Origin of the sequence: Rhizobium sp. 11_C7_N12_5 (assembly GCF_051811145.1) — a bacterium.
GTDB classification, from domain to species: domain Bacteria; phylum Pseudomonadota; class Alphaproteobacteria; order Rhizobiales; family Rhizobiaceae; genus Rhizobium; species Rhizobium lusitanum.
This window is the reverse complement of the sequence record NZ_JBPWPY010000001.1, coordinates 2,433,399-2,446,150: the sequence shown is the minus strand read 5'-3', so window position 1 is coordinate 2,446,150 and position 12,752 is coordinate 2,433,399. Positions and strand designations below refer to the sequence as shown.

At 61.9% G+C, this 12,752-nt stretch carries 8 protein-coding genes; 6 read left to right on the top strand and 2 right to left on the bottom strand.

What is annotated here, in order from left to right; genetic code table 11:
• Positions 1–163 precede the first annotated feature (163 nt).
• The 5 genes from AB8B29_RS12050 to AB8B29_RS12030 all read left to right on the top strand — a co-directional run bounded on the left by AB8B29_RS12050 (position 164) and on the right by AB8B29_RS12030 (position 9,658).
• Positions 164–1,351: an efflux RND transporter periplasmic adaptor subunit gene (locus AB8B29_RS12050; RefSeq protein ID WP_037195304.1), complete on the top strand. Its 1,188-nt coding sequence runs from the start codon at positions 164–166 to the stop codon at positions 1,349–1,351.
• 132 nt (positions 1,352–1,483) lie between these two features.
• Complete coding sequence (locus tag AB8B29_RS12045; protein WP_037195302.1) at positions 1,484–4,681, top strand: efflux RND transporter permease subunit; 3,198 nt, start codon at positions 1,484–1,486, stop codon at positions 4,679–4,681.
• A gap of 264 nt (positions 4,682–4,945) precedes the next feature.
• Entirely contained in the window at positions 4,946–5,899 is a 954-nt protein-coding gene (locus tag AB8B29_RS12040; RefSeq protein ID WP_376774233.1) for an NAD(P)-dependent oxidoreductase, read from the top strand.
• Between the two features lie 7 nt (positions 5,900–5,906).
• Positions 5,907–7,691 (top strand): IlvD/Edd family dehydratase, encoded by a 1,785-nt coding sequence (locus AB8B29_RS12035; protein ID WP_113118513.1) that lies wholly within the window; start codon positions 5,907–5,909, stop codon positions 7,689–7,691.
• A gap of 134 nt (positions 7,692–7,825) precedes the next feature.
• The gene (locus AB8B29_RS12030; RefSeq protein ID WP_113118443.1) at positions 7,826–9,658 is read left to right on the top strand and encodes a GGDEF domain-containing phosphodiesterase; all 1,833 of its coding nucleotides are present in this window, start codon (positions 7,826–7,828) and stop codon (positions 9,656–9,658) included.
• Here AB8B29_RS12030 and AB8B29_RS12025 read toward each other — a convergent pair.
• On the bottom strand, positions 9,621–10,643 hold the full coding sequence (locus AB8B29_RS12025; RefSeq protein ID WP_037195297.1) for a YeiH family protein: 1,023 nt from the start codon (positions 10,641–10,643) through the stop codon (positions 9,621–9,623). The genes AB8B29_RS12030 and AB8B29_RS12025 overlap by 38 nt on opposite strands.
• A gap of 115 nt (positions 10,644–10,758) precedes the next feature.
• Here AB8B29_RS12025 and AB8B29_RS12020 point away from each other — a divergent pair, with 115 nt between their 5' ends.
• Positions 10,759–11,640, top strand: a complete 882-nt coding sequence (locus AB8B29_RS12020) for a LysR substrate-binding domain-containing protein (protein WP_037195295.1) — start codon at positions 10,759–10,761, stop codon at positions 11,638–11,640.
• Between the two features lie 4 nt (positions 11,641–11,644).
• Here the strand turns inward: AB8B29_RS12020 and AB8B29_RS12015 are convergent, their stop codons facing one another.
• Positions 11,645–12,454, bottom strand: a complete 810-nt coding sequence (locus AB8B29_RS12015) for a DeoR/GlpR family DNA-binding transcription regulator (RefSeq protein WP_037195293.1) — start codon at positions 12,452–12,454, stop codon at positions 11,645–11,647.
• Between the last annotated feature and the right edge of the window lie 298 nt (positions 12,455–12,752).

Genomic DNA, 12,752 nt, shown 5'->3' with positions numbered 1-12,752 from the left:
GCATCCCGATCGCGAGGGAAATCGCGGAATTGGACGGGATGTTGGAGGCAGAAAGCCGGAGTGATCTTCGCGCGGATGCGCAGTGCTTCGGACCCCAGACTGTATTGAGATATTAGGAATTTTCGGTCCCGTTTCCCAAGGCGGTGCCAAAGGAGAGAATAACATGAAGTCCAACGGTAAGCGCTGGGCCCTGTGGGGCGCCGGCATGGGTGTCGCTGCGGCTGTTGCAGGCGCAGCTTTCTATCTTGAGCTGCCACGCGGCGCTCAAGCAACCGAGGCGGCTGGCCCGGCGGCAATGCCGCCCGTCCCCGTCACCGTTGCTGCGGTAGAGCCGCGTGACATCACCTCATGGCAGGAGTTTTCGGGGCGGCTCGAAGCCATTGACCGGGTTGAAGTCCGGCCGCGTGTGGCCGGCGCAATTCAGTCGGTGCAATTCCGCGAAGGTGCCCTGGTCAAGCAGGGCGACCTGCTGGTGACGATCGATCCGGCAACCTACCAGGCGGCCGTCGCCCAGGCTCAGGCCCAGGTCGGAGCGGCAAAGGCCAGGCTTAACCTGACCAAGGTCGAAGTCGACCGTGGTCAGAAGCTCTTCGAGAACAAGACGATCTCGCAGAGCGACATGGATACGCGCGCCAGCAATTACGCCGAAGCGGATGCCAATGTGAAGGCGGCGCAAGCAACCTTGCAGACGGCGCAATTGAACCTCGACTACACGCAGGTTCGCGCTCCGATTTCCGGCCGCGTCGGCAAGATCGCGGTTACCGTCGGCAATCTGGTTGCTGCCGGTTCGTCCTCGCCGGCGCTGACGACGCTTGTTTCGGTCGATCCGGTCTACGCGAGCTTCAATGCGAGCGAACAGACGGTCACCCAGGCGCTGGCCGAACTTCCGGTCACCAATGGCGCGGCGCCACCGGTCGAGCAGATCCCCGTGCAGATCGGTACAGCGAACGACAACGGCACGCCGGTCAACGGCAAGCTGCAACTGATCGACAATGAAGTCGATACTGCAAGCGGCACCATCGCCGTTCGCGCCGTCTTCGACAATCCGGGCGGCCGTCTTATCCCGGGCCAGTTCGTGCGGGTGCGCATGGGCCAGCCAAAGGCCGAGAGCAAGCTCCTCATCAGCGAGCGCGCGATCGGCACGGACCAGGACAAGAAGTTCGTCTTCGTTGTTGGGGCCGATAACAAGGTTGAGTATCGGCCGATCAGTCTCGGCGATACCTCCGATGGCATGCGCATCGTCAATTCCGGCCTGAATGCCGGCGACCGGGTCATTATCAACGGCCTGCAGCGGGTTCGCCCCGGTGCCGTGGTCGATCCGAAGCCGGAAGAGAAGGTCGCCGCGAAGTAATCTGCGCGGCCGGAAGGCGAAATCTTCCGGCCGCTATTCCAATGTTTCGATTTTCAATGCTCGTGGCGCCTCGGTGGGCCGCGGGCACGGGCCTCGTGTCCTCTTGATTCACCCCCTGGAGAGGGTTCTGCCATGAACATCTCAAGATTTTTCGTCGACCGTCCGGTGTTTGCCGGAGTGCTATCGGTCCTCATCCTGGTCGCCGGCCTGATCGGCATGCGGCTGCTGCCGATCTCCGAATATCCGGAGGTCGTGCCGCCCTCGATCGTCGTCACGGCGCAGTATCCGGGCGCTAATCCGAAAGTCATTGCCGAAACAGTGGCGACGCCGCTGGAAGAGCAGATCAACGGCGTCGACGGCATGCTCTACATGAACAGCCAGGCGACCTCGGATGGTCTGTTGACGTTGACGGTCACCTTCAAGCTCGGCACTGATCCGGACAAGGCGCAGCAGCTGGTGCAGAACCGTGTCTCGCAGGCAGAACCGCGATTGCCGCAGAACGTCCGCGACCTCGGCATCACCACGGTGAAGAGCTCGCCTGACCTGATGATGGTGGTCAACCTCATCTCGCCCGACAATCGCTACGACATCACCTATCTGCGCAACTATGCGACGCTGAACATCAAGGACCGTCTGGCCCGCATCGAGGGCGTCGGCCAGGTTCAGGTGTTCGGTTCGGGCGATTACTCGATGCGCGTCTGGGTCGATCCGCAGAAGGCCGCCGAGCGCGGTCTTGCCGCCAGCGATATCGCAAACGCCGTCCGTCAACAGAACGTCCAGGCCGCCGCCGGTATCATCGGCGCGTCCCCCAGCGTTCCCGGTCTCGACGTCCAGCTTTCCGTCAACGCCCAGGGCCGTCTGACCACGCCGGAAGAGTTCGGCAACATCATCGTCAAGAGTGGCGCAAACGGTCAGATCACGCGTCTGCGCGATGTCGCCCGCGTCGAACTCGGCGCGTCGGACTATTCGCTGCGCTCGCTGCTCGACGGCAAGCCGGCGGTCGCCGTTCCCGTCTTCCAGGCCCCGGGATCGAACGCGATTACCATCTCGGACAATGTCATCAAGACCATGAACGAGCTGCAGACGGCGATGCCCGACGGCGTCAAGTATGAGATCGTCTACGATACCACGCAGTTCGTGCGTGCCTCGATCGACAAGGTCGTCCATACCCTGCTCGAAGCCATCGCCCTGGTCGTCGTCGTCGTCATTCTGTTCCTGCAGACCTGGCGTGCCTCGATCATTCCGCTGATCGCCGTTCCTGTCTCGATCATCGGTACTTTCGCGGTGATGTATGTCTTCGGCTTCTCGATCAACGCGCTCAGCCTCTTCGGCCTAGTGCTGGCGATCGGTATCGTCGTGGACGACGCCATCGTGGTCGTGGAGAACGTCGAGCGCAATATCGAGAACGGCCTCAGTCCGCGTGACGCAACCTATCGCGCCATGAAGGAAGTCTCGGGTCCGATCATCGCGATCGCTCTCGTGCTGGTCGCCGTCTTCGTACCGCTTGCGTTCATCTCCGGTCTGTCGGGCCAGTTCTATCGTCAGTTCGCCTTGACGATCGCCATCTCGACGGTGATTTCCGCGTTCAACTCACTGACCTTGTCTCCGGCTCTGGCGGCTCTTCTCCTGAAGGACCACCACGCGCCGAAGGACATGCTGACGCGGGTGATGGACGTGACATTCGGCTGGTTCTTCCGCGGCTTCAACAGGGTGTTCAACCGTGGTTCGAATGCCTACGGCAAGGGCGTCGGCGGCATCCTGTCGCTGAAGAGCCTGGTCATGGTCATCTATATCGCTCTGATCGGCGCAACCTACTTCCTGTTCCAGACCGTTCCGGGCGGCTTCGTGCCGCAGCAGGACAAGCAGTATCTGATCGGCTTCGCGCAGTTGCCTGACGGCGCGACCCTCGACCGGACGGACGACGTCATCCACCGCATGAGCGACATCGCCATGCAGCAGCCGGGCGTCGAGCATGCCATCGCCTTCCCGGGCCTGTCGATCAACGGCTTCACCAACTCGTCCAACGCCGGCATCGTCTTCGTGACCCTGAAGGCGTTCGAGGAGCGCACGACGCCGAATCTGTCGGGCGGCGCCATTGCCATGCAGTTGAACCAGAAGTTCGCCGGCATCCAGGACGCCTTTATCGCCATGTTCCCGCCGCCGCCCGTTCAGGGTCTCGGCACGACGGGCGGCTTCAAGATGCAGATCGAGGATCGCGCCGGCCTCGGCTACCTGGCGCTTGACCAGGCCAACAAGGCATTCCTCGCCAAAGCCTATCAGGCGCCGGAGCTTACCGGCCTGTTCTCGAGCTACCAGATCAACGTGCCGCAGCTTTATGCGGACCTTGATCGCGCCAAGGCCGAGCAGCTCGGCGTCTCGGTGACGGATGTCTTCGATACGCTGCAGATCTACCTGGGTTCGCTCTATGTCAACGACTTCAACGCCTTTGGTCGTACCTACAGTGTGCGTGTGCAGGCAGACGCCCAGTTCCGTGCTCATGCAAGCGACATCGGCCAGTTGAAAGTCCGTTCGGCATCGGGTCAGATGATCCCGCTGTCGGCGCTCTTGAAGGTCGAGGCCAGCACCGGTCCCGAGCGGACGACGCGTTACAACGGCTTCCTCGCCGCCGATATCAACGGCGGTCCGGCTCCGGGCTTCTCGTCCGGTCAGGCACAAGCGGCCGTGGAGCGTATCGCCAACGAAACCCTGCCCAAGGGCATCAGTTTCGAATGGACGGATCTGACCTACCAGCAGATCCTGGCCGGCAGCTCGGGTATCATCATCTTCCCTCTAGCCCTGCTGCTCGTCTACCTCGTGCTGGCTGCCCAGTATGAGAGCGTCACGCTGCCGCTTGCGATCGTCATGATCGTGCCGATGGGCGTGCTGGCTGCCTTGACGGGCGTCTGGTTGACGGGTGGCGACAACAACATCTTCACGCAGATCGGCTTGATGGTGTTGGTTGGCCTCTCGGCGAAGAATGCGATCCTGATCGTGGAATTCGCCCGCGAGCTGGAGTTGGAAGGCCGCAAGCCGGTACAGGCCGCTATCGAGGCCAGCCGCCTGCGTCTGCGCCCGATCCTGATGACCTCCATGGCCTTTATCATGGGCGTCGTCCCGCTCGTTACCTCGACCGGTGCCGGTGCCGAGATGCGTGCGGCCATGGGCGTGGCGGTGTTCGCCGGCATGATCGGCGTGACCTTCTTCGGCATCTTCATGACGCCGGTATTCTACGTGCTGATCCGCAATCTGACGGGCAACCGTCCGCTGAAGCAGCACCATCACAACGACAACGACCATTCGGCCGAGGTGCTTCCGATCGCCGCCGAATAGGGTGGTACTCCGGTGCCGGATACGTTCACGGGCGGGACCGCAAGGTCCCGCCCTTTTTGTTTTTGTGCGGCCACTTTTTCACTCCTGCCGCTTCGATCATCTGATTTTTTGAAGAATTTTCCGTATGCGCGCCGATTTCTTTTGCATGCTGGCACCATAGGTTTATCAAGCTCTTGGACGAGTTGATTGACGTGCGTCGGGCAAGAGGAGTTGCTCTTGACGCTCGAGGCTCGAGGAGGATTGCGTGCATGACGTCCTTGCCGAATCGATCGGCATAATCGGTGGCCGCGCGATGGCGGGGCCGGCACAAATTTATGTCGGAGGACGCTTGCCATGAGCGGCAGAAAGATCGCCTTTCTCGGAACGGGTCTGATGGGAGCGCCGATGGCGCGGCGGCTGCTGGCCGCCGGCTTTCCGGTCACCGTCTGGAATCGCGACCGTAGCAAGGCGGATCCCTTGGCGGATGATGGCGCGACCCTGGCCGCCACTGCCGCCGAGGCGGCGCGGGGTGCATCGGTGCTCTTTACCATGCTGACCAATGGCGGCGCCGTCAGCGAAGTCCTGTTCGGCAGCGGGGTGGCCGACGCGCTGGAGCCAGGTGCCGTTGTCATCGACAACAGCTCGATATCGCCGGCGGTCGCGCGTGAACACGCATTCAAGCTTGCCGAACGCGGCATTCGGCATATCGATGCGCCGGTCTCCGGCGGTGTGGCCGGCGCTATGGCCGGAACTTTGGCCATCATGGCCGGTGGCGATGCCGATATCATAGACAGCGTTCGCGATGTGATGGCACCGCTCGGTCGCGTGACTCGCGTCGGGCCGAGCGGCACCGGCCAGCTTGCCAAGCTCGGCAATCAGCAGATCGTCGCGGTGACGATCGGTGCCGTCGCGGAAGCGATGTTGCTGGTCGAAGCCGGTGGTGGATCGCGCGAGGCGTTCCGTGCCGCCATTCGCGGTGGTTTTGCTGAAAGCAGAATCCTGGACCTGCACGGCCAGCGCATGATCGAGCGTAATTTCGAGCCGGGTGGAACGGCCCGCAACCAGCTGAAGGATCTCGATACGGTTCTTGCTGCCGCGCAAAGCCTGTCGCTTCACCTGCCGCTGACTGAAATCGTCAGGACCGAATTTGCCGAATTCGTTGAAAATGGCGGCGGCGAACAGGATCACAGCGGTTTGCTGCAGCATTTGGAAGACAAGAATGCCCGAGGAAAGGCTTGAGGAAAAGATGAGCGATAAGGCTGCATCCAGGCGTCGCCTGCGTTCCCAGGATTGGTTCGACAATCCGGATCACATCGATATGACCGCGCTCTATCTGGAGCGCTTCATGAATTACGGCATCACGCCGGAAGAGCTGCGTTCGGGCAAGCCGATCATCGGCATCGCCCAGAGCGGCAGCGATCTCACTCCCTGCAACCGCCATCATCTCGATCTTGCCAAGCGCGTGCGCGACGGCATTCGCGACGCGGGCGGCATTCCGATCGAATTTCCGACCCATCCGATCTTCGAGAACTGCAAGCGCCCAACGGCCGCGCTCGACCGCAATCTCGCCTATCTCGGCCTCGTCGAGGTGCTCTACGGCTATCCGCTCGACGGGGTTGTGCTGACGACCGGCTGCGACAAGACCACGCCGTCGGCGCTGATGGCGGCCTCCACCGTGAATATTCCGGCGATCGTGCTGTCAGGCGGGCCGATGCTGGATGGCTGGCACGATGGCGAGCTTGCCGGGTCCGGCACGGTGATCTGGCGTTCGCGCCGCAAGCTGGCGGCCGGAGAGATCGACGAAGAGGAATTCATGGAGGCGTCACTCGCCTCTGCTCCTTCGGTGGGTCACTGCAATACGATGGGAACGGCCTCGACCATGAATGCGATGGCCGAGGCGCTCGGCATGTCGCTTACCGGCTGCGCGGCCATTCCCGGCGCCTATCGCGAGCGCGGTCAGATGGCCTATCGCACCGGGCGGCGCGCCGTCGAACTGGTACTTGAGGACATCAAGCCGTCCGACGTGCTGACGCGGCAGGCCTTCCTGAATGCCATCCGGGTCAATTCCGCCATCGGCGGATCGACCAATGCGCAGCCGCATTTGGCCGCGATGGCCAAGCATGCCGGCGTCGAGCTCTATCCCGACGACTGGCAGGTGCATGGTTTCGACATTCCGCTTCTGGCCAATGTGCAGCCTGCGGGTGCCTATCTCGGCGAACGCTTCCACCGTGCCGGCGGTGTACCCGCCGTCATGTGGGAGCTGCTGCAGGCCGGCAAGCTCGATGGCGACTGTCCGACGGTGACCGGCAGGACGATGACAGAGAATCTGAAGGGGCGCGAAGCGACGGATCGAGAGGTTATCCGCCCCTTCGCGGCGCCGTTGAAAGAGCGGGCCGGCTTCCTCGTGCTGAAGGGCAATCTCTTCGATTTCGCCATCATGAAGATGAGCGTCATATCGGAAGACTTCCGCCTTCGTTATCTGCAGGAGCCGGGCCAAGAAGGCGTGTTCGAGGGCAAGGCGGTGGTCTTCGACGGATCCGAGGACTATCACAGGCGCATCAACGACGCCGATCTCGGCATCGACGAGAGAACCATCCTCGTCATCCGTGGTGCCGGGCCGATCGGCTGGCCGGGATCGGCCGAAGTGGTCAACATGCAGCCGCCGGACGCGCTTCTGAAGCGCGGCATCCGCAGCCTGCCCACAATTGGCGACGGGCGTCAGTCGGGCACGGCCGACAGCCCCTCGATCCTCAACGCTTCGCCGGAGAGTGCGGCGGGTGGAGGGCTTGCCTGGTTGCGGACCGGCGATATCATTCGTATCGATTTCAATCACGGGCGCTGCGACATGCTGGTGGACGAAACGGAAATCGAGCGTCGAAAGGGCGATGGCATCCCGGCCGTCCCGCCCGACGCAACTCCATGGCAGCGCATCTATCGCCGCTCCGTGACGCAGCTGTCCGATGGTGCCGTGCTCGAGGGCGCGGCCGATTTCTGCAACATCGCGGCCAATCCGCCGCGGCACAATCATTAGCTAAGGATATCGAGGGAAATCGCAGACTAGGTCACGACACGCGCGCGGGCATTAAAGTTCGTGTAAGGGAGTAGTGCAAATATATCAGTTGCATGTGCGTAATCTCTCAATGTGTCCCAAGGGGGTGAAGCCGGTTGGCAGAGGCGGCGTCAGGGCGAACAGAGGAAGAGTTCCAGGACCTTTTGAGAAGGCTGGAGCTTGCGCTGGAGGCGTCTCAAATCGGTGTCTGGCAGCACAATATCAAGGATGAGGAACTGCTCTGGGATCCCCAGATGCACAAGCTCTACGGGACCGGTCGCCAGGATCGCAAGGTATCATCCGATGTCTGGCTGAAAGCCCTGCACCCCGAAGACGTTGAGGAGGCGCTTAGCGACTTTCAGGCCGCCCTTGGCGAAAGGGGTTTCTATAACTCGCAGTTTCGCGTCGTCCTGCCGGGCGGAGAGGTGCGGCATCTGCGCTCACGCGCTCATTTCTATGAAGGTCCCGATGGTGCGCCGTCCTTCATCGGTGCGGAATGGGATGTCACCGCCGACGTCCTGCTCAATCGCGAGCTCAGCAGCCAGAAGGCCATCGCCGAAGCGCGCGCGGTGGCGCTCGAGCAAAGCCGCGCGCGTATCGAGCATGCCGCCGATCATGATTATCTGACCGGCCTTCCCAATCGACGTTATTTCGACCGGCGGCTGGCCGAATTGCGCAAGGATAATGCCGGGCAGACATTGGCCGTGCTCCATATCGATCTCGACGGCTTCAAGGAGATCAACGACAAATGGGGCCATGCGGCCGGGGATGCGACCCTGCAGAGCGCGGCCGCGCGTATCTCCGGCGCGATCACCGCCAACGACATTGTGGCCCGTGTCGGCGGCGACGAATTCGTCGCTGTTTTGGCCAATGTCGGCAGTGCCGAAAAGCTGGAAGCCATTGCGGACGATATTCTCTCGCGATTGCGGCGCGAAGTGCGCTTCGGCAATGAAATGCTGCGGATCGGCGCATCCGTTGGCGTGGCCTCAAGCCGGGCTGACCGCGCGGGCAATCTGCTGGCGGAATCCGACGTGGCGCTTTTCCAGGCCAAGAAGCTCGGGCGCAATCGGGTCGAATTCTTCACGCCGCAGCTCCAGTCCGATCTGCACACGGAACGTCAGCTGGCCGACGAGTTGCGGTTGGCGCCTGTGCTGCGTCAGATCGAGCCTTTCTATCAGATCCAGGTGGATGCGCGCAGCCGCCACATCGTCGGGCTGGAGGCGCTGGCACGCTGGCGGCATCCGGAAAAGGGACTATTGAACCCGGCAGCGTTCCTCAAGGTTGCAGACGAATATGGGCTGACGGCCGAGATCGATGCCGCTGTGTTGAAGCGCGCGCTTGCCGATCGCGCCGCCTGGGTTTCGCAAGGTATCACGCCGCCGCGCATTGCCGTCAACATTTCCGGACGCCGGCTTGCCGACCCCAATTTGATCGAGGGGTTGCAGGCGCTCGAGATACCGCGCCAGGCCATCGCCTTCGAACTGGTGGAAACCATTTTCCTCGACGATCCCGATGACAGGGTGCTGGCCAATATCGATGCGATCAAGGAGATGGGGATCGATATTGAAATCGACGATTTCGGATCGGGTCATGCTTCGCTGATCGGTCTGGTCAAGCTGAAGCCGAAGCGGCTGAAGATCGACCGGCAGCTGGTGACGGCGATAACCGTGTCAGACGAGCAGCGCCGCCTCGTCGGCTCGATCGTCGAAATCGCCCGGACATTGAATGTCGAGGTTATCGCCGAGGGTGTCGAGACCGAAGAGCATGCATGCATTCTGGCAGAGGTCGGCTGCGATGAACTTCAGGGTTACGCCATCGGCTATCCTTCTTCGGAGAGCGATACCGCCGCTTTGCTGAAATCGGCCCGCACATTGGGCAAGAACCGATCCTCGGCTGGTGGCGGTGGGCGGACTACTGGATCTGCAAGGCGACGATCAGAGCGTAGCTGATGGCGCCCAGCATCAGCAGCGACAATGTGGCCGCTACGATCACGCGGCCGCCGGCATGGGCAACCGAGCGGATATTCACCGACAGCCCGAGTGCCGCCATCGCGATGACAGTCAGGATGCCTGAAACCGATTCCATCGGGGCGATCAGCGCGTCCGGAATGAGGCCGAAGGAGCGCAGTGCCATCAGCCCAAGGAAACCGCAGATGAACCACGGAACCAGCGAGTGATGATGGCCGCTGCGTCCTTTCGTGTCTGTCGTTTCGACCTTGGTGAGGATGCCGAGCAGGAAGATGACTGGTCCCAGCATCAGGACGCGCACGAGCTTGACGAGTGTGCCGGTCTGGACGGCGAGAAGGCCGGCCGGGGCCGTGGCGGCAAGCACCTGGGGTACGGCGTAGACGGTGAGCCCGGCCAATGTGCCGTATTGCGGTACGCTCATGCCAAGATGAAAATAGAGAAGCGGCAAGAGGAATACAGCCGCAATGCCGAGCACGGCGGTGAATGCCAGGGCTGCCGCGATTTCCTGCGAGTCCGCCTCGATCACGGGGGCTACGGCGACGATGGCCGAATTGCCGCATATCGAGTTGCCGCAGGCGATCAGCGTCGCCAGCTTCGGCGGCAGGCCGAGCAGCCGCCCGATGAGATAGGTGGCCGCGATCGAAAGGACGACGACGATGGCGATGCCGGCAATCAGCCAGACGCCTGCGCCCCGGATCGCCGAAAGGCTGATGGATGCGCCCAGAAGGACGATGGCGATTTCCAGCAGGATCTTGGCGCTGAAATCGATACCTGGCCGCATGGCCGGCTTCAGCGGTTTGATGGTGCAGACGACGATGCCGAGCGCGATGGCAAGCACCAGGCTTTCGATCCACCTGCCACCGAAAATGCCCTCCTCAATGTGCTCGCCGGCATAGGCAAGAAGCGCAACGACGCAAGTGAGTGCAAGGCCGGGAAGTATCTGGTTTGCGCGCTGAGCATGGGACATGTCGTACTGCCGTTCGTTATTCCGATTGAGTGACGGCTGGAAAGTCTCATCTCCCGATGTGGACATCCATCGAATATTATCCTACGTTTCGTTCGATAAATTAGAATGATTTCCCATGACCTTCGAGCAACTTGCCATTTTCGTCGCCGTCGCCGAGCGGGAACATCTGACGCATGCCGCGGAAGCCATTCATCTGACACCCTCGGCTGTCAGTTCGGCGATCAAGAACCTTGAAGCCTATTACGGCGTGGAGCTGTTTCACCGCGTCGGCAGGCGGATCGAGCTCACGGAGACGGGCCGCTCCTTCCTCGGCGAAGCCAAGGCGACGCTTGCCCGCGTGCGCTCGGCCGAACTGATGCTGTCCGAGCTGGGCGGCCTGCAGCGCGGTCAGCTCAGCCTCTATGCCAGTCAGACCATCGCCAGCTACTGGCTGCCGCCGTTGCTGATGCGGTTTCATCGTGACTATCCCGGCATCGAACTGGACCTGACGATCGGCAATACGCGCACCGTCACCGAAGCCGTCATCAATGGCGCGGCCGAGCTCGGTTTCATCGAAGGTGAGGTGGATGCGCCGGCCCTGTCGATGACGATCGTTGCGCAGGATGCGCTGGTCATTGTCGTGCCGCCACACCATCCCTGGGCGGATGGGCGGCAGCTTGCCGCGGCCGATCTTGCCAGCGACACATCCTGGGTAATGCGTGAAGAGGGTTCCGGCACCCGATCGGAATTCGAAAACGCGGTTGCCAAGCTTGGCGCTTCGCCGGGTGATCTCAAGGTGGCGCTCGTCCTGCCCTCGAACGAGGCCGTGCTATCAGCCGCTTGCGCGGGACAAAGCGCGGCCGCTATTTCCAGCGCGGCGGCCAGGGCCTATCTCGGGCAGGGTCTGCTGGTTCAGGCCCGCTTCGATATGCCCGTCCGCAGCTTCCGATTGCTGCGTCATAAGGAGCGCCACGCCAGCAAGGCGGCGCTGACGCTGGAAGCCATGTGCAAGGGTTAGCCGCTTACCGCCGCTCCATCCGCTGTCGGTTGGCGATCACCAGTTCGATCTCGTTGCGCTCCAGCATGGCCCGGATGTCCGGCGGCGGCATGTCGTCGGTGACCAGCACGTCATAGGTTGCCGGTTCGTTGAGAACGACCGGCGCGGTGCGGCCGAACTTGGCGCTGTCGGCAACGATGATGCGGTTTTCGGCGCGGCTTGCGGCTTCTCGAGAGTATTCCGCTTCCTCGAGATCGTGCAGCATGAAGCCGGACGTGGCATTGACGGCGCCGACGGACAACACGGCATGACGCACATTGAAGCGCCGCAGGAAATTGGCCGCTTCCATGCCGAAAGTGCCGCCATCGTGACCACGCAGCTCGCCGCCGGCGAAGAAGACGCGGTTGCCATTGCGGGTGGCGAGCGCATGGGCCACAGACACGGCGTTGGTGACGACGAAGAGGTTCTGGTGCTTTTGCAGCGCAACGGCGATGAAAGCCGTGGTGGAGCCGACATCAAGGAAGAGGGTGTCGCCGTCCTTGATCATCGCCGCGACGGACGCGGCTATCATCCGCTTTGCTTCGGCATTCTCGTTCATCCGCAGGTGCAGCGGCGGCTCGATCATGGCGTCCTTGATATGGACGCCGCCATGCACCTTGGTCACGAGGCCATTGGCCTCCAGACTGCGGATGTTGCGGCGAATGGTTTCTTCCGAGACGCCGAGCCGTTCGGCGAGGAATTGAATGCGGCTGGCGCCGCCGGCCAGCCGCAGCTCCTCCAGGATCTCCCGTTCGCGATGATTGGAATGAAGCGGCGGTTGGGAGGTGCCCGGCATGGTCCTGATCCTATTAGGGGTATGATCCCAAAATGTGCGAGCGGCTTGCGGATCGGGCAGTCATGCGACGCCGGAAAGTGGCGTAAAGACGCAAGCTCGATCCATTTGCCTCGCGTGTGAGTTTTTAAGTCAAATCTCACTTACGGTGAAGCGCTCTGTTGCGATATCCATAGCTCATGCGATGGCGTTCCTTTTCGTCAAACCAACAAAAAGCCAAATATTCGTTTCCTTTTGTGGGATGATGCTTGACAAGCCTCCGTTGGTGAGGAACCCTTCCATTATCGAGGATACACGGTCG